The sequence below is a fragment of the Maridesulfovibrio sp. genome (assembly GCF_963678865.1).
Classification (GTDB): Bacteria; Desulfobacterota; Desulfovibrionia; order Desulfovibrionales; family Desulfovibrionaceae; genus Maridesulfovibrio.
Map to the genome: position 1 here is coordinate 3,299,466 of NZ_OY787459.1, position 26,903 is coordinate 3,326,368.

The window sequence follows — 26,903 nt, forward strand, 5'->3', positions numbered from 1 at the left end:
GATGTGGTGGTTGCAGGTATGCAGAACAATGAGAGTTTGAAGATCAATTATATCGGAATGACCGATGTGGGGAATGTTCGTGAATTGAATGAGGATACGATCCTTGTCCACGGTGAAAACGGGCTTTTTGTTGTTGCAGACGGCATGGGTGGGCACGGTGCCGGGGATAAAGCCAGCCAGACTGTTTGTCAGGTTCTCGAAGACAGAATCGGTTCTGTGGATCCTGACCATGATGTTGAAGAAGATGATGATGCGACTGTAATAAATATTTTCGGAAGTGAAACAGAAGAAGACGATTCCGATGAAGCTACCAGTAACGAAGTTCCAAACCCGATAGTCGATTCTGTCAGCAGTGCTGTTGTGGCTGCTAATTTTGAAGTTTTTCGCAAAAACAGTGAGGACGGTTTCAAAGAAGGTCAGGGTATGGGAACTACTGTGGCCGGAATGTGGGTCTACGGTGAAGGTGAGTACGCCTGCCTGTTTCATATCGGTGATAGCCGTGTGTATCGTTTCCGCAGGAATGAATTGGTCCAATTAACTACGGATCATTCCATGTTTGAAGAATGGAAACGTAAAGGTCAGGTCGGGGAGCCTCCGAAAAAGAATATACTTATGAAGGCAATGGGGCCTTTTTCCCACATTGAACCGGATACTGTTATCTCCATGCTTACCAAAGGTGATATCTTTTTGATCTGCTCAGATGGACTGACAGGAATGATTACCGATGCCATGATCGCCGATATTCTGGCAAAGAGTGCTGATATAGATCAGGCATGCGCTAAGCTCATTGATGAAGCTAAAGCTCATGGCGGCAAGGATAATGTTTCAGTTATTCTGGTCCAGAGTATCTAGGGCTGCATGCATGTAATTTTTCCAGACTGTTTCATGCAAATGGAAACGGCCTAATCATTCGCATTAATATTTAGGGCAAAGTGCAGCCTTAGCCACCGAATTTAGATAGAACGCAAGAAAGCCCAGCTTTATTTTTAAAGCTGGGCTTTCATTTGCTGTGGAGCTTCCGAGCAGGATTGAACTGCCGACCTTGTCCTCAGTGCAGGGTGAATACGGCTTGGATGGGGTAACCTGTTCAATCCGTTTTTCATGGGGTGGTAAGTCTTTTGTATGCGGTGTCAGATAGTTTGACTAGGTTGGCTGTTGAAACAGCTGCTCTTATTTGATATCAAATTCGACTTGAAGCGAATTGATTTTCAGGCAGCAGATGAACAGTCTTGAATCTATAAATTTTAAGGGGTCGAAAATGAAGAAACTGAAAACACTGGTTACATCAGCAATTGTTCTGGTCATGCTCATGGGCATGGCTGCCACCGCTAATGCATGGACACTGTTCCTGCCCATTCAGGGATTTCATAAAAATGTAGAACGCGCCCTGCTGCGCGAAAAATATGAAGAGCCGCAGGAAGCCAAAGAGTACTGGGCCAAGGCCGCAGAACTGGGCGAAGAGTTGCTGGAATCCAACGATGAACGCACCTCGTACCTGATCGGAACCGCACGGGCTTATTACGGGCTGGGTGAGTACGAAAAGTCCATCGGGCTGTATGAAAAGATTATTGAAATCAAAAAGGGGCAGAAGGTTGAAGACATAGCTGCTGATTATCCGTGGGTTTACGTTTATCTCGGCCTTGCCAATGCCAAGGTTGGCAACAATGTGGATGCCGTAAAGTACTGGAAGCAGGTTCCCCAAAAGATAGGCCCTGTTTACAACTCCATTCAGGAACAGATCGGGGTGCTTGAGGGTAAACAGACAGCTGAAGTGAAGTAATGACCAACACTGTCGAATATCTGGACACACATGCCTATTGGGAAACTGTCTCTGATTATGATCAGCAGGTTGTTTCAATTTTTGTAACTGAAAATGCAGTCACCGAGGCTTTGAGGGATTTTCCTGATAAGCCGGGGGTGACTGTAGCCGATTTCGGGTGCGGGGTTGGTAATTCCTTTAAACATCTTCGTGAATTCCGACGGGTTTATGCCGTGGATGCTTCCTCGAATATGCTGGAGCAGGCCAAGGCACAGCTTGAGGATAATGTGGAGCTTGTTAAGGGAAAGATTGAAGATACCAGATTGCCGGAAAAATGCGGCTTAACGTTGGGGCTGGCTTCAGTCATGCCGGAGAGCATCGACCATTTTCATGTGTTGATGGACAATCTGGTCCAGAATACCTTGGAAGATGGTACTATCATGTTGTTCCTGCCTTCTTTGGAATCGCGTACCTTCGCTTTCCAGACCTATGTTGACATTATGGTTGAGGAAGGTCGTAGTCAGGAAGATATCTATGCTGAAATCAGCAATGATATTCAGCGGTATCAGTTCAACCCTTTGGGTTTTATGCTTACGGATCAGGGAACCATGCAGAAGGCTTGGCTTTACGAGGAAATCAAGTACAGGCTGGCAGGGTATGGGTTCAGTTCCATTGATATTAAGAAGTTTGAATGGGATTGGGAGAAGCAGATTAAAAAAACGAAATACGCCGAGTACCCTAAGCACTGGGGCTGGTTTGTAGTGATAAAAAGATAAGGAGATCCACGCATGAAAAAGAAATTAACCTCATTGGCAATAGTCCCCGCCTTGGCCCTGATAGCCCCGGCTGTTCCTTCCACTGTACAGGCAGATTCTACCATTACCATAGAGCAAGCCGCCGACAACATCGAATCCGCAATCCACGATGCCATGAAAACCGCAGGCCGTGCGGGTAATCCAACCCTGTCGCAGCTTGGCGGGGTGCAATCGGGAAGTACATCCCATGATGCAGGCGGTGATGGAGCTGGCGGGGGAAGTAGTCAGAGTGGTTCTAGTGGTAGTTCGACTTCCAGCGGTTCAACTTCATCGGGTACGAGTTCGTCGTCAGGCGGCGCAGGTGGCCCCGGCGGTGGTAATAATGGTTGAATAAGTCATGGATGTATTAACACGATTCTATAGTAACGTAGGGGGCGCAAAGTACGTACTGGGCACCGTTACAATGAGGTGTAGTGGAATGGAAGACGTAAGTTACGCGTCCAACCCTGAATGTATCAAAGAAGGATGAGACAGCAGTGCAGATAAAGTGGAGCTTATTTTTTCTTTGGTAATATTTGTGTCAGGTTTAACCATTAAACCGCAACCGCACCATCTCAACCATCTTTGCAGGTACTTTCCGAGCCGCCGTGATAGAGTGAATTAAATTATAATCATTTTTAGGATATCCATTCATGAAAAAGAAATTAACCTCATTGGCAATAGTCCCTGCCTTGGCCCTGATAGCCCCGGCTGTTCCTTCCACTGTACAGGCAGATTCTACCATTACCATCCAACAAGCCGCAGAAAACATCGAATCCGCCATCCACGATGCCATGAAATCCGCAGGCCGTGCGGGTAACCCGACCCTGTCGCAGCTTGGCGGTGTGCAATCGGGAAGCACATCCCACGATGCTGGCGGTGACGGGGCTGGCGGGGGGAGTAGTCAGAGCAGTTCCAGTGGTAGTTCGAGCAGTGGGACCAGTGGTAGTACCGGGGGTAGTACTGGTGGGTCCAGTGGGGCTTCTGGTCAGGGAGATAGTCCAGATTAGATTTATATTACAGGTACTTAGGTGGCATAATTAATATTCATTACTATTTAAATTGATGCATTATGAAAACATCCATACAAAGATTATTTCTCACCCTGCTCATCCTAGTGGCAGTGGCAACTATGGCACAGGCTGACACCATTACTATCCAACAAGCCGCCGACAACATCGAATCCGCAATCCACCATGCCATGAAATCCGCAGGCCGTGCGGGTAACCCGACCCTGTCGCAGCTTGGCGGTGTTCAATCGGGCAGTACGTCCCATGATGCTGGCGGGGATGGTGCTGGCGGGGGATCGAGTCAGAGTAGTTCTAGTGGTAGTTCGAGCAGTGGTATCAGTGGTAGTACCGGGGGAAGTACTGGTGGGTCCAGTGGGGCTTCTGGTCCGGGTAATAGTCCAGATTAGATTTATATTACAGGTACTTAGGTGGCATAATTAATATTCATTACTATTTAAATTGATGCATTATGAAAACATCCATACAAAGATTATTTCTCACCCTGCTCATCCTAGTGGCAGTGGCAACTATGGCACAGGCTGACACCATTACCATCCAACAAGCCGCAGACAACATCGAATCCGCAATCCACGATGCCATGAAATCCGCAGGCCGTGCGGGTAACCCGACCCTGTCGCAGCTTGGCGGTGTGCAATCGGGAAGTACCTCCCATGATGCTGGCGGTGATGGGGCTGGCGGGGGATCGAGTCAGAGTAGTTCGAGTGGGAGTTCGAGCAGTGGGACCAGTGGTAGTACCGGGGGTAGTACTGGTGGGGCTAGTAGGGGTTCTGGCAATGACGGAAATAGTCCAGGTTAGATTTATATTACAGGTACTTAGGTGGCATAATTAATATTCATTACTATTTAAATTGATACATTATGAAAACATCCATACAAAGATTATTTCTCACCCTGCTCATCCTAGTGGCAGCGGCAACTATGGCACAGGCTGACACCATTACCATCCAACAAGCCGCAGAAAACATCGAATCCGCCATCCACGATGCCATGAAATCCGCAGGCCGTGCGGGTAACCCGACCCTGTCGCAGCTTGGCGGTGTTCAATCGGGCAGTACGTCCCATGATGCTGGCGGGGATGGTGCTGGCGGGGGATCGAGTCAGAGTAGTTCTAGTGGTAGTTCGAGCAGTGGTATCAGTGGTAGTACCGGGGGAAGTACTGGTGGGTCCAGTGGGGCTTCTGGTCCGGGTGATAGTCCAGATTAGATTTATATTACAGGTACTTGGGTGGCATAATTAATATTCATTACTATTTAAATTGATACATTATGAAAACATCCATACAAACATTATTTCTCACCCTGCTCATCCTAGTGGCAGCTACAACTATGGCACAGGCTGACAAAAAAACATGTAGGCCGCTTCAAAAAGACACTTAAAATCATCTGTATCCTTGACGAGCATTGAAAACGATATTATTTTTGATGTTAAATAAGACACCTAAAAAGGAGTTGAAGATGATGCAAAAAATATATGCAAATAAAACTGTAAGTGTTACAGAATTGAAGCGCAATTTGGCTTCAATACTGGATCGAGCCGGGAACGATCCCGTGGCCGTGCTTAACCACAACAAGCCGGAAGCCTATTTGCTTTCAGCAGCTTCTTATGAGCGGCTGCTTGAACGGCTGGAAGATCTTGAAGATGCGCGTTTGGTGCAGGAGCGCGCGGACGGTCCGTTTGTAGAAGTGAGTATTGATGATCTATAAGCTGCGTTTTCACGAATTTGCCTTGAAGGAATGGAAAAAACTGGATTCAACGCTTCGAGAGCAGTTCAAAAAGAAGCTTGCTAAACGTTTGGAAAATCCTCGCGTACCCTCGGCAGCACTTTCTGGTCTGGCGGATTGCTACAAGATCAAATTACGCAAAGCCGGGTACAGACTCGTATACAGGGTTGACGACGATATTCTGTATGTAACTGTTGTGGCCGTCGGCAAACGGGATCGTTTCGGCGTATACCGCTCGGCAGAAAACAGGCTGTAGTTTTGCTGTTGTGGGCTGAAAATGACTAAATTATTAGTATAAACAGTGGACCAAGTGACGACTGGTGCCATCGAGAAAAAAATGAACAAGATACAAACACTACTCCTCACCCTGCTCATCCTAGTGGCAGCGGCAACTATGGCGCAGGCTGACACCATTACCATCCAACAAGCCGCAGACAACATCGAATCCGCAATCCACGATGCCATGAAAACCGCAGGCCGTGCGGGTAACCCTACCCTGTCGCAGCTTGGCGGTGTTCAATCGGGAAGTACCTCCCATGATGCTGGCGGTGATGGTGCTGGCGGGGGATCGAGTCAGAGTAGTTCCAGTGGTAGTTCGACTTCCAGCGGTTCAACTTCATCGGGTACGAGTTCGTCGTCAGGAAGTGGAGGGCCGGGCGGTGGCAATCAGTAAAAATAATGGTAAGCTGCTACCGCGTGGGCGCGATGATCAGGGTGCGACCGGCACAAGGATAAGTAGTGGGAAAGAAGACGTAAGTTACGCGCCCAACCCTGAATGTATCAAAGAAGGATGAGACAGCAGTGCAGATAAAGTGGAGCTTATTTTTTCTTTGGTAATATTTGTGTCAGGTTTAAGCATTAAACCGCAACCGCACCATCTCAACCATCTTTGCAGGTACTTTCCGAGCCGCCGTGATTTATTTTGCGGCGGTTTTTCTATTTTTCCACCCAGCCGGATATTGACACGGTGTATCCGAATGAATACATTTTAAACATGAATCAGTTCGACAGCACAGATGTCTTTGATAAATGGCTTTACAAGCTTAAAGATCATGTAGGGAAAGCCCGCATTCTTTCAAGGATTGACCAAGCTAAGTTCGGACTGTTCGGTGATTGTAAATCTGTTGGTAATAATGTTTCTGAAATGAGGATTTCAGTTGGTCCGGGCTATAGGGTCTATTTTACCAAAGTCCGTGACAGGTATTATTTTTTGCTGGCAGGCGGGGATAAATCCAGCCAGAAGAAAGATATTTCAAAGGCACATGTACTGGCTGATGAAATAAGAAGTGAGGTGTAATCATGGCAAAGACAAAGCCTTTTGAAACATATGAACATCTTGATAATGAAGAAGTCATAGCTGAATATTTGAATGCAGCACTTGAATCAGGCAATCAGGATGTAATGCTTATGGCTGTGGCTAATATTGCCAAGGCTAGAGGGATGAGCCAGTTGGCTAAAGATGCCGGACTTGGCAGGGAAAGCCTGTATAAGGCCCTTAGTCCCGGTGCTCAGCCGCGATACAGCACGATCATGAAGGTTCTCGGTGCTCTTGGGGTTTCACTGCGTGTTGAGCCTAAAGAAAAATCAATGCAGTAGGCTATCGACTGGTACTGCCACCAAATCTTACGATGTAATACAGCCGTTCCGTATCCTACGGGACGGCTTTTTACTTTTCCACCCAGCCGGATATTGACCATTTGTCATACACGTATTAATTGTATGACAAAGGAGGGTTAAAAAATGTTATCAGTACGTTTACCCGAAGAGATTGAACTGAAACTGTCCCAACTGGCAGAAAAAACAGGCCGTACCAAATCATATTATGCTAAGAAGGCCATCATCGCCTTTCTTGAAGATAGGGAAGATCATTTACTGGCTGTTCAGGCATATGAAGAACACCTTGAGAACGGCAGTAAGACCTTTTCCAGTGCAGAAGTGAGAAAAGACCTTGGGCTGGACGGTTGAGTACAGCTCAAGGGCCAAGAAGAGCCTCAGGAAGCTTGATAAGAAGGTTGCTGAACGCATTCTCGACTACATGGATGATCTGCCGGAAGACCCTCGGGATAAAGGTAAAGCCCTGCTGGGTAACCTTGATGGATTCTGGCGTTACCGTGTGGGGGATTACAGGGTGCTGGCAAAACTTGAGGATGATAAACTTATAATCCTCGTGGTTGAAGCTGGGCACCGCCGTAAGATTTATGGTGGTCATTGATTTTGGGGACTTCAGTGTAGTTAGTTCGTGCCACCGTCAAATTTATACAGAACGCTAGAAAGCCCAGCTTTATTATTAAAGCTGGGCTTTTTGATTGCTGTGGAGCTTCCGAGCAGGATTGAACTGCTGACCTCGTCCTTACCAAGGACGCGCTCTACCGACTGAGCCACGGAAGCATCCGATTATATAGTGGCTTTCTTTAGCGATAATGCCGCGAGCGACACGCTCAACCGCTTAAGCGGGAGCTTCGTTGAAAGCCTTAGAGAACTTGTTTGCAAAGATCATGTTGTCAAAAGAAAGGGTCGTAGAGGTCTACGACCCTTGGGGGTATCTTTTTGACGTGGTCGGGATGAGAGGATTTGAACCTCCGACCCCTTGAACCCCATTCAAGTGCGCTCCCAGGCTGCGCTACATCCCGACGTCACGAAGAGAGTATCTATGGAATTGTGGCGGACAAGTCAACACCTTTTTTTAAAAAAATGAATTTTATTAAAAATCAAATGATTAAAAGGATTGTGAACCTTGGGGCAGTATGCTGTGCGCCATTAGCTGGAAGGGGTCGGCCATGTGTATGAGGGCTATGTTTTTGTTCGGTTTTGATTGCAGTTTCTGTTGCTTGCGGGATAGACTTGCGGAGACTTTTTGCAGTGACTGTAGTTGCTGCAAATGTATTCAGAACAATTTCTTTAGTGAGGGTTGCAGTATATGAGTTTGCTGGACTGGTTGCCGTTTTTTAAGAAGAAAGAGCCGGAGTTGGACCCTGAAGAGGCTCGCAGGCAGTTGACTGCCCGTTATGATCAGTTCCGGCTTTTGATTCAGGCCAATACCAAGACCCATGAGCATATTGCTGAATTGGAAGAAGCTCTGCGCGGATTCCATCCTTACGGCATGCATTATGTCCGCGCTCTGTGTACCCGCATTTCCGTCAGTACCTATAAAATGATCCGGCATTTGAACGAATTGAATCCTGAACCTTATGGCAGGCTCTTTGATCGTTTCAATGAGATTCAGGAGCTTGTTTCGCAGCAGATTAAGCCTGTTAATTATTCCGGAGAAGGAGAACTTGTTCTTGATTTTGACCGTGTGGGGCGTGATCAGGCTGACCTTTGCGGACCGAAGATGGCTATGCTCGGTGAGGCCGGAAAGAGTCTCGGGCTTAAGATTCCGGCAGGTTTTGTCGTATCCACTGTGGCCTTCCGAAGGTTCATGGCTCAGGATGGGCTACAGACCGAAATTGACCGCATTATTCAGGCCACGGATTTTGATGACCGGGACGAGGTCTTTCAGGTTTCATCAAAGGTAATGCAACTGATCATCTCCACTGAGTTTTCCGAAGAAATTTCAACGGCGATAATGGACGGTTATAAACGGTTGCGGGATTTATTGGGCCGTGAAGTCCGGTTGGCTGTACGCTCCAGTGCTCTGGGTGAGGATGTGGAGGGTGCGGCCTTTGCCGGTCAGTACCGTTCTATTCTGAATGTGGAGTCCGGTTCCCTGCTAATGACGGTGAAAGAGGTAATGGCCTCCAAATATTCCATGCAGGCCATGGCCTACCGCAATAATCGCGGACTAAGGGATGAGGACGTGGCCATGAGTGTCGGCTGTATTGAAATGGTGGACCCTGCTGTTTCGGGCGTGGCTTATTCACGTAACCCGGTAAACGTGCGTGATGAAAATATTTCCATTTATTCAGTTTGGGGGCTGCCGAGGGCGGTGGTGGACGGCTCTACTGAAACAGATGAATTTGCGGTTAGCAGGGGTAAGTCTTTGCGGGTAGTGGAAAGCCGTGTTGTTGATAAGTGCGAAAAATATATTTGTGATTCCGGTGAAGGTATCTGTCGCACCGAACTGCTGGATAACTGCCGGGTTGATCCTTCGCTCACCGAGGAGCAGGCAGTATTGGTGGCCGGTGTGGCCGTGCGTATTGAGGAGCATTTCGGGCCGCCGCAGGATATTGAGTGGGCTTTGACTGATAGTGGTGAATTTTACCTGCTGCAATGCCGCCCGCTTATGTTGCTGAATGATGAAACGGGGCTCAGCGCGGCAACTCTTGAGCTGCCTGATCCACTGCTTTCCGGGGGCCGTACAGCGAGCCCCGGAGTCGGGGTAGGACCGGTTTTCCCTATCCGTAAGACTGCGGACTGTTTTTCTTTCCCTGATGGGGGAGTCATGGTTCTTAAGCAGGCTCTGCCTAATTATGCAGCCCTGCTGGACCGGTGCAGCGCAGTTATATCGGAACATGGAGGCATGGCCGGGCATCTGGCTAATGTGGCTCGTGAATTCGGAGTTCCGGCCTTGTTTGGAGTCAGTGGGGCTATGGATTCGTTGCGGGAAGGGCAAGTTGTGACTGTTGATGCTGACGGGCGCGGGATTTATTCAGGCGCGGTGGAAACCCTGCTTTCGGAAAAGCCCCGTAAACGGCTCATGAGAGGTAGCCCGGTACAGGCGGCCTTGCGTAAAGCCGCACGGCATATTGTCCGCTTGAATCTGACAGACCCGGATGGACCTGATTTCAGACCTTCCAAATGCATGACTTACCACGATATTATGCGTTTTTGTCACGAAATGGCAGTACGTGAAATGTTCGGGTTCGGCATAAGCGATAAATATATAAAGGCTGCATCAAAGCAGTTGATCTGCAATGTCCCCAAACAGTTTTGGATTCTGGATCTTGGCAATGGAGTCAGACCGGAGGGAGAAGCCAATGACAGTTGCGTATTAATGGAGCATGTGGAGTCCATTCCCATGCGTGCGCTTTGGGCTGGTATGCAGGCTGTGCCTTGGGACGGTCCTCCGGCGATTCACGGCAAGGGATTGATGTCGGTCATGTTTGAGGCAACTATGAATCCCAACCTCAATGTGGCAGCCAGATCAAGCTATACCCAAAAGAATTATTTCATGATTTCTAAAAATTATTGCTGCCTGCAATCCAGATTCGGGTTTCATTTCTGCGGGGTGGAGTCTTTTGTAGGTGATCGGACTTCGGAAAATTACGCCAGCTTCCAGTTTAAAGGAGGAGCAGCCAACCCGGAAAGGCGCAGATTGAGGGCCAAGTTTATAGGCGGAATTCTGGATGAATTTGATTTCAGGGTTCGCATCCGCGAGGACAACATGCATGCCCGTCTTGAGGGAGTGGGGAGCGAGGATATGGAATACCACCTCAAGATTCTCGGTTATCTGATAACCCATACCCGGCAGTTGGACATGATCATGACCAACCCGGCGCAGGTTGAGCATTACCGGGCGCGTTTTTTCAAGGATTTTGAGATTTTTAAAAGGTGATGAACTCTCTGGCAGAAATAGATAGGCAGCTTAGTGAAGCTTGAAAACAAACTCCCTCAAAAAGTGTATTTTGAGGGAGTTTGCTTAGTTCTGTTTAATCTTCGCTTTTTACCGGCCTGATACGGTTGGCATAATTGCGGGCCTCATTTACGGCATGGGAATCCGACTGGAATTCAGGATAGATGTCCGGGGTTTCATTTCTTAAGTGGACAGTAGTGGTTGGGAAAGCGATATTGATCTTAAGCTCCTCAGCAAGCCGCAAGGCGTCCACAATAAATTCATGCCTTACTATAAGTTCTTCAGCCCAGTCCTCGGTTTTAAAAAAGATATAAACCAGAATGTCTATGGACGAAGGACCGAAGTCGTTAACCACAATGTGAAAATCATTTTTCCGTGTTTTGGGATGGTTCAAGACCAGTCTTTTCAACCCCTGCACATATCCGTTAAGGTTTTCAGCCGGGGTATCGTAGGCCACGCCTATTGTTGTTTTGTACCTGCGCCATTCCCGGCGCCCAAGGTTGTCCACCGGCATGGTGATGAATTTGGCATTGGGGATGATAAGCTCGGAATTATAAAAGGTTCGGATGGACGTTGACCTGACACCTACTTTTTCAACCGTTCCGTCATGCCCGAGGAAGTTTATCCAGTCTCCAACTGCAAACGGGCGGGTGGTCATGATGACCATTGTGCCGAAGATGTTTTCAAGAGTGTCCTTGCCGGCCAGTGCTATTGCCAGTCCGCCAATACCCATTGCCGCAAATATCCGTGTTGAATCCTGACCGAACAATTGAGCTATGTGGGCAAGTCCCATGAGGATTATCGCCAGCTTGAATATCTGGGCAATGATAAGCATCATGGTGCCTCTGATGCTTGCTCCGCCTGTTGCGGTCAGAACATCACAGGACAGGTTGGTGACAACGGTAATAATCCAGATTGTTGAGATGGTGCCGATAATTTTGACCCCGTAAAGGGAAAAGATCATTAAGTCCTTATACAAAATAAGCACTCCGACCAAGGCCAGCCATGAGTAGCCCACAACCATAACCTGGATGGGGAGGATAAATTTGCGGCGGTTCGGCGGAATGATTCCTTTGGGAAGTTTCTTTTCGATTGAGGTCAGGACGATGTTTAGAAGGTATGAAATTATCCTGACAACAAGCGGGGTAATCAGAAACAGGACGAAGAGGGCTACCCATTTATAAATGTTTGTGTTCAGGTATTTGACCATCAGTTGCGGGTAGTTCTGCTGGACAAAATCATCAATGACGATGTGCAGTGGCAATTGCCTGCCTACAAACGGATCGGTCCCTTCCCGCAGCAGTTCCTGCATTGTGTCATCGTAGCATGTCTGGGTTACCTGCAGGCTGTGCGGAGTGAATTTCCATGCTTTACGTCCGTTTTCGAGGGTTACGACATGCATGGTTATCGAACCCATTTCTGGTATTACCATGAACACCGGTGCGTATTCACTGTCCGGTGCGGCGGAGAGTTCTTCAAGATGCAGGGAGGAACAGCTGTTGATGATCCGGTACAGCATTACGGCCAGAATGGGACCGTACACGGGTTTTTCAAGTGCAGTGAATCTGCTCATATCCAGTGAGTTCACTGCGGCTTTAAGGTTGTCGTGGCTTTTCCCTTCAACGCCAGACTTCAGAGTGAAAAATGTGCGGTAAGGAGACATGAGACTTTGTACGAAAGTATCTCCTTCCATTTTTTCAGAAGTGAATTTGGCATATTTGTGGCGTAATTTTTTGACCAGATTTATAAGTTCCGGGTTTCTGAACAGGGTACTGGAAAAATGCCATCCGTAAGGACCTCTTCTCATGCCTAGTTCAAGTTGTTGCCCTTCGTATTCAAAGTTTAATTTTATTTGATCACCCTGAACGGTTTCCGGAATATCGTCATCAATATCATAGTTCAGATTCTCAAGGAGCAGGAATATATCATGGGCTTTTTTGACCGCTTCGGATTTATTGTCATCGGCCATGTCTGCCGGTGAGGATACAACCTTTGTAAGGCAGTCAAATCCTGTAAAATTGTCCCGGTTGTAATTGCGGACACTGAACAGGAACGATCTTACAGCCCTACGGGGGGTTGATAAGTCGCAGGTATTGTCGACATTGAATATTTCAGTTTTATTCTCAAGAACAGGGGTGTTATCTGTAAGCAGGAATAAGCCGAGCAAAAGCCCGGCCAGCAGGGCGATAGACCAATATAATTTCATTGTGTGGCTCCGGTTGAGTAAATTGGGAATAAAGTATGGTTTGGCGGTTCGGTATTGTCAATTATGAGAAATAAAAGTTTTATTATTGTTTTAAATAAAGGGTTCCGTGATTCAAATGTGCATGCTGAATTGACGGTCTCAAACCGCTATGGCAAGTTCAGAATAAATAATCTTGATATTAAAGAGTGTTGTCTAAGTCATCTTGGAGCAAAATCAGGAAAAAGCTGTTACTATGAAAGATAAATTAAATGTCTGTGTTGTAGGCTCATTTAAATCAGGTGTTTCTGCGCTGCAGCAAATGGGGCATAGCGTTTTTAGTGTTATTCCATCTGCTGTTGGCCTGTTTTGCGATTTGCCGGAAATCCTTGCTAAGAACAATTTTCAGCCGGATCTGCTGTTGCAGGTGGAATTCCTTGGTAAACGGACATTGATTCAAGGTTTGGATAAGCTGGATTGTCCGACAGTCTTTTGGGCCATGGATCCACACCTGAACCTGCATTGGCACACTGCCTATGGCCGGTTGTTTGATCAGGTACTTTCAACACAACAGTCCATGGTTTCGCCGTTCAAGAATTATGGGCTCACCGATGTCCGTTGGCTCCCCATGTATGCTTTCAATATGGCCTCGCCTCCAGTCGCGGACCGAAAGCACGATATTGCTTTTGTGGGAAGGCTGAGCGATCAGCGTCCGGCTCGCAAGTGGATGGTTGATTTTATAAGGAGCAGGTTGGGGGACCGCCCTTTTCCGGTGGAACAATCCTTGAATTACAGCGAAATGCTGGAATTTTATCAGGATACAAAAATAATTCCCAATGAATCAATTTTGGGGGAGGTCAACTTCCGACTTTTTGAAGGAACGGCCTGCGGAAGCCTTGTGCTTACGCAGGATCTAGGCGACGAACAGGCCTCTCTTTTCGAACCGGGGCGTGAAATAGACACCTATGCAGATGTTTTGGAATTGGAAGAAAAGCTGAAGTTGTACCTTGGCAATGACAGGTTGATCCAAAGCATGAGCCATGCCGCGCATAAGCGGGTTCAGTCCGAGCATCTGGCTTATCACCGGATTGAGAAGATTCTGCAATATGCACGGGATGCTGCGCATAACCGGGCCACTGGTGTTGAAGCTGAAAAATGGTTTGCGATCACTATTTCCTCCATGATGGAGTCGGGTATGCTGGACTTGCCGCTCAGCGATGTATTATCCCGTCTCTCTACCCGGCAGCAGGATTCTTCTGTGGTCGTGGCCACGCTGCGTATGCAGGCAGTAGCGGGTATGAATAAGGTTATGGACGAGAATGTTATGACATTGCTCGGTGGAAGGTTGTATGAAGATTCTCTTGATGTGAATCTTACCTGCTCTACAGCGGCTCTTCGTCTTGAAAACTGGGATGCGGCCAAGGCGTTCTGGTACCGTCATTTAAAGGCCGTAAAGAAAAGCATGACCCTGCCTCCCAAAAATCCGAAAGAGCTTCTTATTTTTTGGGCAAAGGAGCTTAAACGGCATAATCGTTTGTTTCGGGGTGGATTTCCATTTAATCCCAAAAAACACCTGCCGCACAATGCGGTAGATTGTCTTATGTCTCTTAATGCGGCATATCCGGAAGATATAGAAGTATTGCGGCTTATTGATGTAATGCTTCGTTCCCGCATGGAGCTTGATCAGGCCCGGGGCAGCTTTCTTTCTACTCTAGTTCTGCACGAAAAGCAGGACTGGCGCATTGTTTTTGAGTTGGGGATGACGGATTTGCGCAGCTACCGGCTTGAACAGGGTTTGGAACACATTGCATCGGCTAGAGATCTGGCCCGTAAGCAAGGGCAGGAGAAGGCTTTTGGCATGACTTTGAAGGTTCGTGATACCTCAGGGCAAATTTCCAAACGGCTCGTGGAGTATGTTTGATCTTGGGATATTTCCTGAAGTCGCTATAAGGCAAAAGAGGCCTGAATTTTTTGCTGGTGCGTGGGAAGATTCTATTTAAGGATTGACAAATCTAATTAAGTATATACTAATATAAAACAGCAGTTGATAAAATGGATATTAATACAAACCCATTGGCTAAGGAACTGAAGATCTTAGGGGACGAAAAGCGTTTCATGATCGTCAGTTTGCTGCTTGAGTTCGATTTATGTGTAGAAGCACTTGCGGCCCGACTTGATATTTCCAAGTCGGCAGTTTCCCAGCATTTGAAAATTCTGCGGGACGCAGGCTTTGTGCGCGGTGAAAAACGTGGATATTTTACACATTATTCAGTTGATCGAGGGCGGCTAATCAGAATTTCCGGCCAGTTGATGGAAATGGCCGAAATCAGGAAATCAAAATGCAACTCCGGTTCCCGATGCTGTGGAGACCGAGAATAGCAGGGAGAAGAACATGCAGGACAACAATTGTCAGTTTCCGGATTTACGTAAAGAAGATGGGCAGGGTAAATGCAGTTGCGAACAGATGCGCATCTGCCACGAAAAGTCTGGCGGCAAGCATCCTTTGCCTACTGAAGAGCAGATTAGGGAAGAGCAGGAATCTAAAAAGAAATAAGTTTTGGGGTGTTGCTTTTTGTATAGATTACCCAAAAGCATAGCCTGTAATATTTTATCTGCATGAAAAGGTATTGGTCTTCATGATCAATACCTTATTTTTTGGGCATTACCACGAAGAAAAGGGATGTGTCCGATGTTAAGCAAGGCTAAATGTCAGGATACTTTTACAAGTTGTTTTTTGTTTTCTGATATGGCTGCAAAACCTTTTAGAAAAGAACTCTTGTAATATGGATTGGAAAGGCTCCTGTCTAATTCTGACTGAATCGTACCATAGCCATCTAGTGTGAAATGACACAAGGTGTGATTGATTTCGGCCCACTCTGCTATAGGCACCTCTTCATCATATGGGAAATTAGCAAATTTTTTCCTTCCCATACTTATATAGTTTAGGGAAGTAAGTGCTTTTTCAAATTTTTTATTAATTGATTTCAGATAGTCATCTGACATTAATCCACTCAAGACATTCATAAGATCGTTTTTTAAAGAGTCTTTAACTACATTCAATACTGTGCTTCTGGAAAGCCAGTATGCAACATCAAGAGACTCAACCCTTACACCTCCGCAGCCAATCATTTTTACCGGGGTATTTGCGTTTGGTTTTACTTTCTCAACATATTTCAAAAAAGCTTCCTGAGCATCTACTGGAATGCAATCTTTGAACTGATCGCTTAATCTCCTATGCCTTTCTTTTTTTACTATTCGCAGCAGCAAACCTTTCTCAATAAAATGAAATAGCAAAGAAGGTTTAACAACCATTTTCCCCAGATCTTCGGAGTATTGGCTGCCAATACAATCATGTACCTGTTTCTTAAACCAAAGCGGAATGCTGTCAGCAATGCCGTACTTTTCTGTTATCAATCCAGTATTTAAGATGCAGACGTCTATGTGTCTGGGGTTTACTACAAGATCCCCAAAATTAACCTTTTGACAATTATCAGCATACTTTCCAGCCAATAAAACGGTCAATTCTATTAATTTTGCATAGCTTAAGGCAATAAGAGGAGAATGTTTAACATCGGCATTTTTTGAGATTCCTTCTAGCTCAGTTTGTCTTAAGGTAATAAATTCTTCATCTAAATTCTTTGGATCTATTGTCGAATCCAAGAACTCGTTGAATTTAATTAAATCACAAATTGTCATATCCATCTTTTACTCCGTATGCCAAGTGGGAAAAAATACCTTGAAATGCAACAGAGTTCATAGCGAATAACAAAAAGAGGAATGATAGAAATTTAGGTTTCATATGTTGCATAAAGAATCTCTCCTGCTAACGGTAAGTTGCAGAGCGATTCGAAGTCTAGTTGGTGTGATATGTGCTCAGATTGACACAATAGAATTTTAATCAAATGGCAGGAGAAAAGGGTTCTACCTCAAAGGAAGGGGCGATCAAGAATCCCAAAAACAGAAAAGCCACCAATCTTTCGATTGATGGCTTCTCTTGAAAAGTGGCGGAGCCGAAGGGACTCGAACCCTCGGCCTCCGGCGTGACAGGCCGGCGTTATAACCAACTTAACTACGGCTCCGCATATATTTATAAAGCGCGTTAAGCTGCGCTTGTTGACGGTGGTAGGCGGAACAGGGCTCGAACCTGTGACCCTCGGCTTGTAAGGCCGATGCTCTCCCAACTGAGCTATCCGCCCACGTCAGTGTGGTTTATCGTAAGCCCCTTGAATGTCTGTCACCATTCGGTGTTGCTCACTGCCACGAGGAGGGATACTGCCGATGTCGGGCCTATTTGTCAAACGAAAAATTGAATATTTTTAAAATAAATTTTATTTATCTGAAATATTTGATTTTTTTATGTGCAATTTGAGCAAATCTCTCCATGCTTTCAATGGGGTTTTCTGTCTGGAAAATATTGCGGCCTATGCAGCATCCCCTGCATCCTGATTCAAGACCCTGCAGGGTGTTATTCAGGGCACCTTCCACATTTTGGCCCAGCGGTCCTCCTGTTACGAGAACCGGAATCGGGCTGGCGGCTACAGCTTTTACGAAAGTATCCCCGTTGTTAGGGTAGGATACGGCAACGATATCCGGACCCAGTTCAGCGCCTATGCGAATACAATGAGCAACAAGGCTGGAGTCGTATTCGTTGATTATCTGGCTGCCGCGGGCAAGTACTGTTGCCAAAACAGGGATGCCCAGTTGATGGGCTTCATCTGTTATTTCACCAAGATCCACGAGCATGCGGTCTTCCAGATCATTGCCGATGTTTACATGCATGGATACCGCGTCCGCACCGAGGCGCAGAGCTTCGGAAATGGAGCAGACTATATTTTTGTTATATGATGGGGAGCCGTGCCTTGTTCCCGCATTGAGTTGAATGATCAGGTTTACGTCCGGGGGGACGAGATGCCCGTAATGTTTTGCCAGTCCCTTGTTAAGGATGACTCCTTGCACACCGGATGCGGGCAGGGCTTCAAGTATGGACTGTATTGAACCCAGCCCTTCAATCATTCCTTCATTTGCTCCATGATCCAGAGCCAGAATCAGCGCATTCCCGCTTTTCTTGTCAAAAAGCCTTTTCAGGCGGCGGTTTGTTCCGTTCATTATTTATTGATCCTTATATTACTTGTCTGTCCAGACATACCGGGTTCCTTTTTTACCGGTGAATCCGAGCAGCATATCTTTATAGTACAGGCCTGCCGGCCCTTTTCCTTTAGCCGGGGCGGGAAGACTCTGCCCGGACAGCAGGTTGATTATATCCTGCGGTTTTTCAATGACCAGTGCTGCATTGTCCGGTTCTTGGGGCAGCAGGCAACGTCCGAACGGGTCCGGTCTGAACCGTCCTCGATTCAGTTTACCGATTGGGAATCCCTGCCAGCGTAATTCTGCGGGCAGGATCTTCAGGGCGTGCCTGTTCATAAACATGGCTTTGCCTTTGAATTCGTAAATATCGCCTTCGGGCAGGGAGGAAAGTTCAACTGATCCTGGAAATTCAGTTTCCTTCAGGTTTACCTTTTTACCCGGAGGATTGCATGTCCCCGGAATTTGAGTTTCTGCATTACCCGGCTTGCGCAGGCCGCAGAGATAGAATCCCTGTCCGCCGCCGGAACCGTCCACGCGCAGCACTCCGTCCATGTCAGGCAGAAGCGGATCAGCAATCGTGAATCCTTCCGGATGCGGTAGACTGAAAAGTTCAAAGCCCAGTTCTTCGATGGCGAAACGGGTCTGTTCCTCGTTTTCCTGTACGTTGGTGGTGCAGGTGGAATATACCAGTCTTCCGCCGGGAGCCAACAGTTCGTATGCTTTTTTCAGCAGTTTACGTTGCAGGTTTACCAGTGGAATGGTTTTTTCGTCCTTCCATACTTCCATGGCTTTGGGGTTTTTATTCAGTGTGCCCCAGCCGCTGCATGGGGGGTCAAGTTGAATAATCTTCCAACTGGAAGGGGGCAGGGGCAATTTCTGGGATTCGTAATGAACTGTAGCAGTATTGACTGCCTGCACTTTACGCAGGTTCTGGCGCAGTAAAGACAGTCTGTCGCTGGAAGGTTCACTGGCAAGCACAAAGCCGTCACGTCCTACCAGCCGGGCCAGCAGTCCTGTTTTGCTGCCGGGAGCGGCGCACATGTCCAGAACCGAGTCCCCTTCATTCGGGGCCAGCATAAGCGGGGGCAGCATAGAGGAACGGTCTTGAATATAAATCCGTCCGAATCTTGCGGCTACGGATTCGCCAAGAGGAAAAGGTTCTTTTTCCAGAATACGGGCCATGGAGTAGAAGGGTTCAGGCCTGAATTCAAAACCCTGAGCCCGAAGCAGTTCTTCTACTTTTTCCACGTTCCGTGGAGCGCAGACCAACCTGAATGTTCTTAAATCAGTACTCATAAAAATATATTGCGACCAACGGTGTTTCAGCAGGTAATGTAATGGGAGTAGGGAGCCGCATACAAAGGTAAAAAAATGTAAAAATCCGACCATATATTACTTAACAGAGATAGGCCGGAACATGAAAAAGCCCGAAAATCCTTGTAAACAGGAGCCAGAGAGATAAAACAGCAATGGATGTTTGACAAGCGAATCGTTTGTCTCCGGGTATCTTTGACTTTGCGTACTGATGCATTAGCTGCTACAAGCGTGTTACCGTTTTTGAAAATCGGCAGGGCCGGCTGTCGCAAAATTATATTGCCGGTATTCTTTGTTGATGGATAATATTTTATAATCACAATATATATTTATTGAAAATTTAGTCTGGAGGATTTCAATATGCCGTTTAGACGTTTGATGATTCTTATGCTTGTAGCCGCAACCATGTTGGCTTCAACAGCGGCTTTCGCAGCCGATGCTCGCTCATATGCGGTTTATCCATTTGAAATGAATGGGCCTTCTCAATACAAATATTTAAGCCGTGGTATCCAGACCATGCTTACTTCCCGCCTGAACTGGACAGGGCATTTTGAACCCATGGTCGGTTCTGCTGATTTGAAGGAAGCAGACAGACCCAAAGGTAAAATAGAAGAAGTTAAAAAGATACAGAGCCTTGGCGTTGATTACATTGCCCTCGGCTCTGTTGTCATTGCCGGTAAAAAGGCTTCAATTGATGTGCGTATGATTAACGGAGATGGACATTCATGGACAAAAAGTGCCCAGACCACCATATCCGAATTGATTCCTGCAATTGACGGTATTGCCAAGGATATCAAGGGTGAACTGTTTCAGAAGCCGGGTAGCAAGAAAGCTACTGAAGAAGAGCAGAAGCGTGAAGAAGCGCGTCCTGAAAGCCCTATGAACCCTGAGTTTGTTACTGCAGCCGGGGCCGGCAAGGTTATGGAAAGCACTATCAACCCTCAGTTCAGGTATCAGGGCGGCACCGAAACACCGGGACGCTGGCGCAGCCAGTCCATGAAATTTGTCAACCGAGGCGGATTTGTTCAGGACGTAACCGGTGACGGCAAGAAAGACCTTGTTGTCCTGACCGAGACAAGCGTTAAGGTTCTGGGGATTGATGGACAACGGTTGAAAGAGGTCGTTTCTTATGAGTACGGTAAGTTGTATTCAGGATTGCGCATAAGCGGTATCGATCTGGATCGTGACGGGGTTTACGAGGTGGTATTGTGTACAGAAATGAACAGGAAACCTTATTCGTTCATCCTTTCATTTAAAGGTAAGACCACGAAAGTTCTGCTCGACCGCAACAGGAATTTCCTTTCTGTAGTCAGGACTCCCCCGAATTTTACCGAAGCCCTCGTGGGGCAGCGTTATGATCCCAGCAGGACATTTTATTCAAAACATCTAGTAGAATACACTTTCTCCAACGGTGATCTTGTTCCGGTCCGCAAGATGAATGTGCCCGAATATACTAATGTATTCAACCTCACCTACCTGCCGCTCAAGGAAGGTGATTATAAGATTATTGTCCTGAACAAGTATGGCCGGATCAATCTTTACGATAAGAATCTGGAACCACTGTATGAAAGTGCCGACAGCTACAACTCTTCAAGTACATCCTTGGATACTGTTTCCAAGGGACGGGGAATGAATGAAGAGAATGAAAAAAGTCGGTTGGAGCACCTGTATTTTATTCCCATACCAATTGAGGTTGCTTCCATTTCTGATCCCAACAAGAAAGAAGTACTCTTGAACAAGGATCTTTCTGTTGCCGGACAGATCTTCTCCAACTACAAGAACTTCTCGCAAGGTGAAATCCATGCCGAGTTCTGGGATGGAGTTGGGCTGAATCTGGCATGGAAGACCCGCCGCATTAAAGGAACCGTTACCGGATACGGAGTTGCCGACATTGATAATGACGGTGCGGACGAACTTTACTGCATCATGAATACTTATCCCGGTGCATTGGGAATCAAGCACCGCAAGACTCTGGTCATGGCCTACGAACTTAATATGGGCCAGTAAGCTCTTTAACCGGGCCTCCTGCTTCTTGCGGGGGGCCTTTTCTTATACTAATGTAACCTTTCCTTTGTGCGAAGCTGCCTTGCCCTGCTTCGTTGATCAATCAAAATAAGTCCTTAGATGGAGGGAGCGATGATGAGAGCCGGAAAACTAACCGGAATGCTTATGGTTTTGATGTTTTGTGTAGCACTGCTTTGTTCTGTGGCAGTTGCTTCTGCTGCGGAGATAAGCCTCAGCTATGCTAACTTCCCGCCCGCAAAAACTTTTCCCTGTATCCAGATGGAACGCTGGAAGCAGGAAGTGGAGAAAAGAACAGGCGGCAAAGTTCAGGTCCAGACTTATCCCGGCTCAACCCTGCTCGGCGCGAAGAATACCTTGCGCGGGGTTATGCAGGGCCAGGCTGATATCGGCTGTATAAGCCTTGCTTATCATCCGGGTGTTTTTCCTCTGTGTTCCGTGTTTGAACTGCCCCTTGGTTTTACAACTTCCACCTCCGCCAGTCTTGCTCTCTGGGATCTGTTCAGCAAGTACCAGCCTAAGGAATTCAAGAAGTTCAAGGTGTTGACCATGTTTACCTCCGCACCTTCCAATATTATGACTGAAGTTCCCGTGCGCACCCTTACCGATCTTAAGGGTCTGGAAATCCGTGCTTCCGGTATACTTTCCAAGATTCTTGAATCTCTCGGTGCCACCCCGGTTTCAATGCCTATGTCCGCTACCCCGGAGGCATTGCAGAAGGGTGTTGTTAAGGGCCTTTTTTCCTCTTTTGAAGTGCTTAAGGATCTGAACTTTGCAGAAATCTGCCGCTATGAAACCGAGACCAACACCGCTGTTTATCCTTTCGCCATTATCATGAACAAGAATTCATGGAATGGGCTTCCTGATGATGTAAAAAAGGTGCTTAACGATCTTGGCCGCGAACAGGCTGAATGGACCGGTAATTATATGGACCAGCATGTGAAGGACTCGCTTGCCTGGGCCAAAGACAAATATTCCATTGAGATGATCAAGATGTCCGATGCCGATATGAAAGAGATCAAGGATAAGACCCAGCCTTTGATTGAGGACTGGAAAAAGAAAGCAGCTGACAAAGGTATTGACGGAGCTGCAGTTCTTTCCGATATCAAGGCTTCTCTCGTTAAGTATGAGAAATAGATAAATATGTCTCCGGCGGTTCACGAAGCTTCAACAAAAGTTTTTAACCGCCGGAGTCAGAATCAATTCATCAAAAAGCGCGAAGAGCATCAGAATAATATGATTGATCTTTTTGAAAAAACAGCCATTTGGATTTGTCGCACTCTGGCGGTAATTGCCGGGGCGGCATTGACGATGATGATTTTGCTGGCCTGTGCCAATATGGTTTTGCGGGCGGTATACGTTCCGGTTAAAGGTACTTTTGAGCTGATGGGTTTCCTCGGCGCGGTTACCGCCGGTTTTTCTCTGGGATTCTCTCAATTACACCGCAGTCATATTGCAGTGGGCCTTTTGTTCCGTCATTTTTCCGGACCTGTGCAGGTCCTGCTGGATGCTTTGTCGGGCGCGGTTTCCTGTGTCTTTTTTGTCTTTTGCGCTAATGAGACCTATAAATGGGGCATGTTTCTCTATGATCTTGATGAGGTCTCAGAAACTTTGGGTATTCACTTCTATCCTTTTGTCTTTGCCGTGGCCCTGGGCTGCCTGTCCATGGCCTTAGTAATCATGTTTGATATCCTTCGTACTCTGCGCGGCAAGGAACCGCTTAAACCTGCTTAAAATTATGGAACCGATTACTGTTGGAATTGTAGGCGTTCTCTGCCTGCTGCTGGTAATTCTTGTGCTGCGCGTGCCTGTTGGGTTTGCCATGGGCATTATCGGATTTGTGGGCTTTGCCAAGGTCTTGAATCTCAAAGCAGCTTACGGAATGCTGGGCACTGAAATCTGGAATGTTTTTTCATCCTATGGACTGACTGTCATCCCCCTGTTTATTCTTATGGGGCAGATATGTTTTTATTCCGGGGTCAATGAGCGGCTTTATAAGTCTGCATATGCATGGATGGGGCATATCCGCGGCGGGATTGCCATGGCAACGGTTATGGCCTGCGCCGGGTTTGCTGCTATCTGCGGCTCCAATACCGCCACCGCTGCCACCATGTCCACCGTGGCTCTGCCGGAGATGAAGAAGTTCAAGTACAATCCTATTCTGTCTACTGGATCGGTTGCCGCCGGAGCCACGCTCGGTGTGGTTATACCGCCCAGTGTAGTACTGATTATCATCGGTCTGCAGACAGGTGAATCTATCAGCCGGTTGTTTATGGGCGGGGTAATTCCCGGAATTCTACTTTGTGCCCTTTTCCTGCTTACCGTCTACATGATGTGCGTTGCCCATCCTGACTGGGGACCGGCCGGCCCTAAGGCTACTTTTAAAGAAAAACTAGCTTCACTGCCGGGCTCCATTGAGATGATAATTCTGTTCGTGCTGGTCATGGGCGGGCTCTTTGCCGGTTGGTTCACACCTACAGAAGCAGGTGCAGCAGGAGCGGCTTTTGCACTTTTGATCAGCATTATGTCCCGCGAAATGACTTTCAAGCGTTTTTTTGCTGCAGTCAGTGATACACTTAAAGTGTCCTGCATGATTATGGTGGTCATGCTGGGCGCGGTTATTTTCGGGCGTTTTCTGGCCGTAACCCGTATCCCTTTTGAGGCCGCAAATTTTGTTGCTGCATTGCCCATTCCTCCTACTGTGATCATCCTGCTTATCTGTGTGATTTATACTATCGGTGGTATGGTCATGGATGCTTTGGCCCTGTTGCTGATCACAATTCCGATTTTTTTCCCTATTGTCAGTGCCATGGGCTATGATCCGGTCTGGTTCGGCGTTTTGATTACAATTGTGACTACCCTTGGCGCCATCACTCCGCCGGTTGGGGTAACTACTTTTATTGTCGCATCTATGGCTGAGGACGTTTCCATTGACCGGGTTTTCCTGGGCGTAAGTTATTTTATGATTGCTTACGTTGTACTGGTTGCCTTGATGCTGGCGGTCCCGGCTACGGTTACCTTTCTACCCGGTTTACTTTAAATTATTTAATTATCCCCTTTGCGCATCAAATGAAATGGCAGCAGAGTTCGTAACAGTTACCAAATCCGAAGCAGGTCAGAAACTGATCCGTTTTCTTGAACGGCGTGTGGACGGAGCCGTCCCCCGGTCAGCAATCATGCGTTGGATTCGTAAAGGCAACGTCCGTGTGGATAAAGGCCGCTGCAAGCCTTTTGATTTGGTCAAAGAAGGTCAGGCCGTGCGTATCCCCCCGTATCAGGCGGAGGAGACAAAACTGAAACAGTTGCCCGCATTGCCGATCATTTATGAAGATGATGATTATCTGGCAGTATGTAAACCTGCCGGATTACCTACGCAAGGGGGGACCGGGCATGATGATTCCGTCGCCGACCGTCTGCTTTCCATGTTTGCGGATGCTGCCTATAAACCTGCTCCGGCCCATCGGCTGGACCGTGATACTTCCGGTGTGATTCTGGCCGGTAAATCACATCAGGGACAGAAGATGCTTTCCGATTTTTTTGCTGATCATGGTGAAGGGGGGAAGTTTTATCTTGCTCAGGTGGAAGGACGCTGGCCCCATGAAGGCAGGACGGAATTGCGCGATAAGCTTGAGAAGCGCGGAGCAAAAGGGCGGGAGAAAGTTTTTGCCGGGGCCGGTAAAGATGCCTTGAGTTCTGTCTATCCTGTTGAAGCAGGGGAAAAATCGTCACTGCTCATGGTCAGACTGCACACCGGGCGCACTCATCAGATCAGAGTACAGCTTTCGTCGCGGGGATTTCCAATCATCGGAGATGTGAAATACGGCGGTAGAAAAGGAAAAATGAGACTGCATTGCCTGTGCATTAAAACGCCGTGGTTTGAGGCCGCATGTCCTCCGGATTGGAAAGATACTGTGCCTATAAGGTACGACGAATTAATATTTGTTTAAGCCAGATAAAACCCCCGTAGCCAAAAAGGCTGCGGGGGTTTTGTAGTTCGAATAAGCTTAGAATTATTTCTTGGCTTTTTTCTTGGGCGGTTTGATTTTGCCGGTCTGTTCCATCATCTCGCGTTCTGCGGACGGGGAGCGGTGTACAGGTTTCATGTACAGGCTGCCAGTCGGGCAGTGGTCAACGCAGATGGAGCAGTAGACGCATGCGAAAGGATCGCAGGTCCAAGTTCCGGTACCGCTATCTTTATCTTTGGTGACGGTAATGCACTGTGAAGGGCATTTCATTTCGCATTTTTTGCAGAAAATGCATTCGTCAATGTTGTTGAACAGTTCACCTCTGTAGCGTTCGAAGGGCTCGCGCTTCTCGATGGGGTACATGCGAGTGGAGCTCTTTGAAAGGAGGTTTTTCAGTACTGTGGGAGTCATGTTAAGCATGTCTCGGCCTCCTAGCGTTCCGTGCAGCTGATGCACGGGTCGATTGACAGAATGATAACCGGAACATCAGCCAGTTCGCACTTGGGAAGCATCGCCAGAAGCGGCGGAATGTTCGCAAACGTGGGAGTTCTGATGCGGACCCTGTCAAGGAACTTCTTGCCGCTACCTTTGATGTAGTAGAGGCATTCACCGCGGGGCTGTTCCACGCGGGTTATTACTTCGCCTTCGGGGTTGCCTTTGCAGGGAGCTGCAATATCGCCCTGAGGGAGTCCTGCAATGGCCTGTCTTACGAGGTCTGCGGACTGCAGTGTTTCCCGGAAACGTACTGTGGAACGTGCCCAGCAGTCACCGTCTGTTTCAACAACAGGTTCGAAGTCGATTTTATCAAATGCTGCGTATTTAAGAAGACGCATGTCGGAAGCAATGCCGCTGCCGCGCAGAGTCGGTCCTGCTGCGCCGAGGTCGTAGGCCTGTTCTTTGGTCATAACGCCGACGCCCTTGGTACGCGCACACACTGTGTAGTCGTTGAGGATGGTGTTCTGGATTTCCTTGATTTCCTTTTCACAGGTATCAACTTCTGAGAGAATCCAGGAGCACATTTCGGGAGTCAGGTCCTGACGGACACCGCCGACTATGTTGACAGAGGTGATAACACGGCTGCCGGTAGTTGCTTCGTTGATGTCCATGATCCGCTCACGGATGCGCCAGAATTGCATAAACAGGGCTTCAAAGCCGAAAGCATCAGCAAAGAGGCCCAGCCAGAGCAGGTGGCTGTGCATACGGTGAAGTTCGGACCAGATGGTGCGGAGGTATTCGGCTCTTTCAGGAATCTCGATGCCCATGATTTCCTCAATGCCCTGACAGTAGCACATTGAGTGGATGTTGGAGCAGATACCGCAGACGCGCTCTACAACCTGGATCATCTGGTGGTAATCGCGGATTTCAGCGAGCTTTTCCAGACCCCTGTGAACGTATCCGAGCGCGGGAATGGCCTCCTGTACGATCTCGTCTTCCACGACAAGCTTCACATGCAGCGGCTCCGGGAGAACCGGATGCTGCGGACCGAAAGGTATGATGGTACGTGCCATAATTTACCCT

At 47.5% G+C, this 26,903-nt stretch carries 31 protein-coding genes and 4 tRNA genes; 25 read left to right on the plus strand and 10 right to left on the minus strand.

The annotated features are described in order from the left end of the window. Window positions 1-18: 18 nt before the first annotated feature. From ACKU41_RS15025 to ACKU41_RS15100, 16 genes are all read left to right on the plus strand, one after another. Window positions 19-852 carry a protein phosphatase 2C domain-containing protein gene (locus ACKU41_RS15025; RefSeq protein WP_319778237.1) on the plus strand — a complete coding sequence of 278 codons (834 nt, stop codon included), beginning with the start codon at window positions 19-21 and terminating at the stop codon, window positions 850-852. Between the two features lie 406 nt (window positions 853-1,258). After that, window positions 1,259-1,780: a tetratricopeptide repeat protein gene (locus tag ACKU41_RS15030; RefSeq protein ID WP_321401936.1), complete on the plus strand. Its 522-nt coding sequence runs from the start codon at window positions 1,259-1,261 to the stop codon at window positions 1,778-1,780. Continuing rightward, complete coding sequence (locus ACKU41_RS15035) at window positions 1,780-2,535, plus strand: class I SAM-dependent methyltransferase (protein ID WP_321401938.1); 756 nt, start codon at window positions 1,780-1,782, stop codon at window positions 2,533-2,535. Before ACKU41_RS15030 ends, ACKU41_RS15035 begins: the two co-directional genes overlap by 1 nt. A 12-nt stretch (window positions 2,536-2,547) precedes the next feature. Beyond that, window positions 2,548-2,904, plus strand: coding sequence for a hypothetical protein (locus ACKU41_RS15040; RefSeq protein ID WP_321401941.1), 357 nt, complete (start codon window positions 2,548-2,550; stop codon window positions 2,902-2,904). A gap of 302 nt (window positions 2,905-3,206) precedes the next feature. Then, window positions 3,207-3,563 carry a hypothetical protein gene (locus tag ACKU41_RS15045; RefSeq protein ID WP_321401942.1) on the plus strand — a complete coding sequence of 119 codons (357 nt, stop codon included), beginning with the start codon at window positions 3,207-3,209 and terminating at the stop codon, window positions 3,561-3,563. A 62-nt stretch (window positions 3,564-3,625) separates the two neighbouring features. Further along, the gene (locus tag ACKU41_RS15050) at window positions 3,626-3,970 is read left to right on the plus strand and encodes a hypothetical protein (RefSeq protein WP_321401944.1); all 345 of its coding nucleotides are present in this window, start codon (window positions 3,626-3,628) and stop codon (window positions 3,968-3,970) included. Window positions 3,971-4,032: 62 nt separating this feature from the next. Beyond that, window positions 4,033-4,380 carry a hypothetical protein gene (locus tag ACKU41_RS15055; RefSeq protein ID WP_321401946.1) on the plus strand — a complete coding sequence of 116 codons (348 nt, stop codon included), beginning with the start codon at window positions 4,033-4,035 and terminating at the stop codon, window positions 4,378-4,380. A 62-nt stretch (window positions 4,381-4,442) separates the two neighbouring features. After that, window positions 4,443-4,787 carry a hypothetical protein gene (locus ACKU41_RS15060; protein WP_321401948.1) on the plus strand — a complete coding sequence of 115 codons (345 nt, stop codon included), beginning with the start codon at window positions 4,443-4,445 and terminating at the stop codon, window positions 4,785-4,787. Window positions 4,788-5,038: 251 nt separating this feature from the next. Next, window positions 5,039-5,287: a type II toxin-antitoxin system Phd/YefM family antitoxin gene (locus tag ACKU41_RS15065; RefSeq protein ID WP_321401950.1), complete on the plus strand. Its 249-nt coding sequence runs from the start codon at window positions 5,039-5,041 to the stop codon at window positions 5,285-5,287. Next, a complete protein-coding gene (locus ACKU41_RS15070; RefSeq protein ID WP_321401953.1) occupies window positions 5,277-5,561 on the plus strand; it encodes a type II toxin-antitoxin system RelE/ParE family toxin in 285 nt (94 codons plus the stop codon). The genes ACKU41_RS15065 and ACKU41_RS15070 overlap by 11 nt, the downstream gene beginning before the upstream one ends. A gap of 138 nt (window positions 5,562-5,699) precedes the next feature. Next, a complete protein-coding gene (locus ACKU41_RS15075) occupies window positions 5,700-5,978 on the plus strand; it encodes a hypothetical protein (RefSeq protein WP_321401955.1) in 279 nt (92 codons plus the stop codon). Next, complete coding sequence (locus ACKU41_RS15080; RefSeq protein WP_321401956.1) at window positions 5,965-6,099, plus strand: hypothetical protein; 135 nt, start codon at window positions 5,965-5,967, stop codon at window positions 6,097-6,099. Before ACKU41_RS15075 ends, ACKU41_RS15080 begins: the two co-directional genes overlap by 14 nt. A 173-nt stretch (window positions 6,100-6,272) precedes the next feature. Beyond that, complete coding sequence (locus ACKU41_RS15085; protein WP_321401959.1) at window positions 6,273-6,602, plus strand: type II toxin-antitoxin system RelE/ParE family toxin; 330 nt, start codon at window positions 6,273-6,275, stop codon at window positions 6,600-6,602. A 2-nt stretch (window positions 6,603-6,604) separates the two neighbouring features. Further along, window positions 6,605-6,901 carry an addiction module antidote protein gene (locus ACKU41_RS15090; protein ID WP_321401961.1) on the plus strand — a complete coding sequence of 99 codons (297 nt, stop codon included), beginning with the start codon at window positions 6,605-6,607 and terminating at the stop codon, window positions 6,899-6,901. Between the two features lie 144 nt (window positions 6,902-7,045). After that, window positions 7,046-7,270: a DUF6290 family protein gene (locus tag ACKU41_RS15095; RefSeq protein WP_321401962.1), complete on the plus strand. Its 225-nt coding sequence runs from the start codon at window positions 7,046-7,048 to the stop codon at window positions 7,268-7,270. Continuing rightward, window positions 7,254-7,517 (plus strand): type II toxin-antitoxin system RelE/ParE family toxin, encoded by a 264-nt coding sequence (locus ACKU41_RS15100; RefSeq protein ID WP_319778248.1) that lies wholly within the window; start codon window positions 7,254-7,256, stop codon window positions 7,515-7,517. The genes ACKU41_RS15095 and ACKU41_RS15100 overlap by 17 nt, the downstream gene beginning before the upstream one ends. 100 nt (window positions 7,518-7,617) lie before the next feature. Here ACKU41_RS15100 and ACKU41_RS15105 read toward each other — a convergent pair. After that, a tRNA-Thr gene (locus ACKU41_RS15105) sits at window positions 7,618-7,693 on the minus strand. Between the two features lie 165 nt (window positions 7,694-7,858). Further along, a tRNA-Pro gene (locus ACKU41_RS15110) sits at window positions 7,859-7,935 on the minus strand. Between the two features lie 287 nt (window positions 7,936-8,222). On the opposite strand from ACKU41_RS15110, the gene ACKU41_RS15115 reads away from it, so the two are divergent. Further along, window positions 8,223-10,799 carry a PEP/pyruvate-binding domain-containing protein gene (locus tag ACKU41_RS15115; RefSeq protein ID WP_321401967.1) on the plus strand — a complete coding sequence of 859 codons (2,577 nt, stop codon included), beginning with the start codon at window positions 8,223-8,225 and terminating at the stop codon, window positions 10,797-10,799. A gap of 94 nt (window positions 10,800-10,893) precedes the next feature. On the opposite strand, the gene ACKU41_RS15120 is transcribed toward ACKU41_RS15115, so the two are convergent. Next, complete coding sequence (locus tag ACKU41_RS15120) at window positions 10,894-13,023, minus strand: mechanosensitive ion channel family protein (protein WP_321401970.1); 2,130 nt, start codon at window positions 13,021-13,023, stop codon at window positions 10,894-10,896. A gap of 232 nt (window positions 13,024-13,255) precedes the next feature. On the opposite strand from ACKU41_RS15120, the gene ACKU41_RS15125 reads away from it, so the two are divergent. The 3 genes from ACKU41_RS15125 (at window position 13,256) to ACKU41_RS15135 (ending at window position 15,553) form a co-directional block, all read left to right on the plus strand. Next, complete coding sequence (locus ACKU41_RS15125; RefSeq protein WP_321401971.1) at window positions 13,256-14,920, plus strand: glycosyltransferase; 1,665 nt, start codon at window positions 13,256-13,258, stop codon at window positions 14,918-14,920. 131 nt (window positions 14,921-15,051) lie between these two features. Further along, window positions 15,052-15,378, plus strand: coding sequence for a metalloregulator ArsR/SmtB family transcription factor (locus ACKU41_RS15130; protein WP_319778252.1), 327 nt, complete (start codon window positions 15,052-15,054; stop codon window positions 15,376-15,378). Window positions 15,379-15,391: 13 nt separating this feature from the next. Continuing rightward, window positions 15,392-15,553 (plus strand): hypothetical protein, encoded by a 162-nt coding sequence (locus tag ACKU41_RS15135; RefSeq protein WP_319778253.1) that lies wholly within the window; start codon window positions 15,392-15,394, stop codon window positions 15,551-15,553. Between the two features lie 155 nt (window positions 15,554-15,708). On the opposite strand, the gene ACKU41_RS15140 is transcribed toward ACKU41_RS15135, so the two are convergent. The 5 genes from ACKU41_RS15140 to ACKU41_RS15160 form a co-directional block, all read right to left on the minus strand. After that, entirely contained in the window at window positions 15,709-16,701 is a 993-nt protein-coding gene (locus ACKU41_RS15140) for a hypothetical protein (protein ID WP_321401973.1), read from the minus strand. A 300-nt stretch (window positions 16,702-17,001) separates the two neighbouring features. Continuing rightward, window positions 17,002-17,078, minus strand: a tRNA-Asp gene (locus tag ACKU41_RS15145). Between the two features lie 41 nt (window positions 17,079-17,119). Next, window positions 17,120-17,195: transfer RNA gene (locus ACKU41_RS15150), tRNA-Val, on the minus strand. 136 nt (window positions 17,196-17,331) lie between these two features. Then, entirely contained in the window at window positions 17,332-18,105 is a 774-nt protein-coding gene (locus ACKU41_RS15155) for a 2-amino-3,7-dideoxy-D-threo-hept-6-ulosonate synthase (protein ID WP_321401974.1), read from the minus strand. Window positions 18,106-18,123: 18 nt separating this feature from the next. Next, the gene (locus tag ACKU41_RS15160; RefSeq protein WP_321401975.1) at window positions 18,124-19,380 is read right to left on the minus strand and encodes an RsmB/NOP family class I SAM-dependent RNA methyltransferase; all 1,257 of its coding nucleotides are present in this window, start codon (window positions 19,378-19,380) and stop codon (window positions 18,124-18,126) included. A gap of 378 nt (window positions 19,381-19,758) precedes the next feature. Between ACKU41_RS15160 and ACKU41_RS15165 the strand changes: the two genes are divergently transcribed. From ACKU41_RS15165 to ACKU41_RS15185, 5 genes are all read left to right on the plus strand, one after another. Next, on the plus strand, window positions 19,759-21,405 hold the full coding sequence (locus ACKU41_RS15165) for an FG-GAP-like repeat-containing protein (protein ID WP_319778258.1): 1,647 nt from the start codon (window positions 19,759-19,761) through the stop codon (window positions 21,403-21,405). Window positions 21,406-21,534: 129 nt separating this feature from the next. After that, complete coding sequence (locus ACKU41_RS15170) at window positions 21,535-22,557, plus strand: TRAP transporter substrate-binding protein (protein ID WP_319778259.1); 1,023 nt, start codon at window positions 21,535-21,537, stop codon at window positions 22,555-22,557. A gap of 99 nt (window positions 22,558-22,656) precedes the next feature. After that, entirely contained in the window at window positions 22,657-23,154 is a 498-nt protein-coding gene (locus tag ACKU41_RS15175; protein WP_321401977.1) for a TRAP transporter small permease, read from the plus strand. A gap of 4 nt (window positions 23,155-23,158) precedes the next feature. After that, complete coding sequence (locus tag ACKU41_RS15180) at window positions 23,159-24,460, plus strand: TRAP transporter large permease (protein ID WP_319778261.1); 1,302 nt, start codon at window positions 23,159-23,161, stop codon at window positions 24,458-24,460. A 34-nt stretch (window positions 24,461-24,494) separates the two neighbouring features. Continuing rightward, window positions 24,495-25,367, plus strand: a complete 873-nt coding sequence (locus ACKU41_RS15185; RefSeq protein WP_319778262.1) for an RluA family pseudouridine synthase — start codon at window positions 24,495-24,497, stop codon at window positions 25,365-25,367. 63 nt (window positions 25,368-25,430) lie between these two features. Here the strand turns inward: ACKU41_RS15185 and ACKU41_RS15190 are convergent, their stop codons facing one another. Together ACKU41_RS15190 and ACKU41_RS15195 are read right to left on the minus strand one after the other, a co-directional pair. Next, window positions 25,431-25,805 (minus strand): 4Fe-4S dicluster domain-containing protein, encoded by a 375-nt coding sequence (locus tag ACKU41_RS15190; RefSeq protein ID WP_319778263.1) that lies wholly within the window; start codon window positions 25,803-25,805, stop codon window positions 25,431-25,433. An 11-nt stretch (window positions 25,806-25,816) separates the two neighbouring features. Beyond that, window positions 25,817-26,893, minus strand: coding sequence for a nickel-dependent hydrogenase large subunit (locus ACKU41_RS15195; protein ID WP_319778264.1), 1,077 nt, complete (start codon window positions 26,891-26,893; stop codon window positions 25,817-25,819). Window positions 26,894-26,903 lie beyond the last annotated feature (10 nt).

Excerpts from the sequence above, each read along its gene's own strand:
- ACKU41_RS15025 (WP_319778237.1), top strand. The coding sequence starts at position 19 with ATGCAGAACAATGAGAGTTTGAAGATCAATTATATCGGAATGACCGAT.
- ACKU41_RS15030 (WP_321401936.1), top strand. The coding sequence starts at position 1,259 with ATGAAGAAACTGAAAACACTGGTTACATCAGCAATTGTTCTGGTCATG.
- ACKU41_RS15035 (WP_321401938.1), top strand. The coding sequence starts at position 1,780 with ATGACCAACACTGTCGAATATCTGGACACACATGCCTATTGGGAAACT.
- ACKU41_RS15040 (WP_321401941.1), top strand. The coding sequence starts at position 2,548 with ATGAAAAAGAAATTAACCTCATTGGCAATAGTCCCCGCCTTGGCCCTG.
- ACKU41_RS15045 (WP_321401942.1), top strand. The coding sequence starts at position 3,207 with ATGAAAAAGAAATTAACCTCATTGGCAATAGTCCCTGCCTTGGCCCTG.
- ACKU41_RS15050 (WP_321401944.1), top strand. The coding sequence starts at position 3,626 with ATGAAAACATCCATACAAAGATTATTTCTCACCCTGCTCATCCTAGTG.
- ACKU41_RS15055 (WP_321401946.1), top strand. The coding sequence starts at position 4,033 with ATGAAAACATCCATACAAAGATTATTTCTCACCCTGCTCATCCTAGTG.
- ACKU41_RS15060 (WP_321401948.1), top strand. The coding sequence starts at position 4,443 with ATGAAAACATCCATACAAAGATTATTTCTCACCCTGCTCATCCTAGTG.
- ACKU41_RS15065 (WP_321401950.1), top strand. The coding sequence starts at position 5,039 with ATGATGCAAAAAATATATGCAAATAAAACTGTAAGTGTTACAGAATTG.
- ACKU41_RS15070 (WP_321401953.1), top strand. The coding sequence starts at position 5,277 with ATGATCTATAAGCTGCGTTTTCACGAATTTGCCTTGAAGGAATGGAAA.
- ACKU41_RS15075 (WP_321401955.1), top strand. The coding sequence starts at position 5,700 with ATGGCGCAGGCTGACACCATTACCATCCAACAAGCCGCAGACAACATC.
- ACKU41_RS15090 (WP_321401961.1), top strand. The coding sequence starts at position 6,605 with ATGGCAAAGACAAAGCCTTTTGAAACATATGAACATCTTGATAATGAA.
- ACKU41_RS15095 (WP_321401962.1), top strand. The coding sequence starts at position 7,046 with ATGTTATCAGTACGTTTACCCGAAGAGATTGAACTGAAACTGTCCCAA.
- ACKU41_RS15115 (WP_321401967.1), top strand. The coding sequence starts at position 8,223 with ATGAGTTTGCTGGACTGGTTGCCGTTTTTTAAGAAGAAAGAGCCGGAG.
- ACKU41_RS15120 (WP_321401970.1), bottom strand. The coding sequence starts at position 13,023 with ATGAAATTATATTGGTCTATCGCCCTGCTGGCCGGGCTTTTGCTCGGC.
- ACKU41_RS15125 (WP_321401971.1), top strand. The coding sequence starts at position 13,256 with ATGAAAGATAAATTAAATGTCTGTGTTGTAGGCTCATTTAAATCAGGT.
- ACKU41_RS15130 (WP_319778252.1), top strand. The coding sequence starts at position 15,052 with ATGGATATTAATACAAACCCATTGGCTAAGGAACTGAAGATCTTAGGG.
- ACKU41_RS15135 (WP_319778253.1), top strand. The coding sequence starts at position 15,392 with ATGCAGGACAACAATTGTCAGTTTCCGGATTTACGTAAAGAAGATGGG.
- ACKU41_RS15140 (WP_321401973.1), bottom strand. The coding sequence starts at position 16,701 with ATGGATATGACAATTTGTGATTTAATTAAATTCAACGAGTTCTTGGAT.
- ACKU41_RS15155 (WP_321401974.1), bottom strand. The coding sequence starts at position 18,105 with ATGAACGGAACAAACCGCCGCCTGAAAAGGCTTTTTGACAAGAAAAGC.
- ACKU41_RS15160 (WP_321401975.1), bottom strand. The coding sequence starts at position 19,380 with ATGAGTACTGATTTAAGAACATTCAGGTTGGTCTGCGCTCCACGGAAC.
- ACKU41_RS15165 (WP_319778258.1), top strand. The coding sequence starts at position 19,759 with ATGCCGTTTAGACGTTTGATGATTCTTATGCTTGTAGCCGCAACCATG.
- ACKU41_RS15170 (WP_319778259.1), top strand. The coding sequence starts at position 21,535 with ATGATGAGAGCCGGAAAACTAACCGGAATGCTTATGGTTTTGATGTTT.
- ACKU41_RS15175 (WP_321401977.1), top strand. The coding sequence starts at position 22,657 with ATGATTGATCTTTTTGAAAAAACAGCCATTTGGATTTGTCGCACTCTG.
- ACKU41_RS15180 (WP_319778261.1), top strand. The coding sequence starts at position 23,159 with ATGGAACCGATTACTGTTGGAATTGTAGGCGTTCTCTGCCTGCTGCTG.
- ACKU41_RS15185 (WP_319778262.1), top strand. The coding sequence starts at position 24,495 with ATGGCAGCAGAGTTCGTAACAGTTACCAAATCCGAAGCAGGTCAGAAA.
- ACKU41_RS15190 (WP_319778263.1), bottom strand. The coding sequence starts at position 25,805 with ATGCTTAACATGACTCCCACAGTACTGAAAAACCTCCTTTCAAAGAGC.
- ACKU41_RS15195 (WP_319778264.1), bottom strand. The coding sequence starts at position 26,893 with ATGGCACGTACCATCATACCTTTCGGTCCGCAGCATCCGGTTCTCCCG.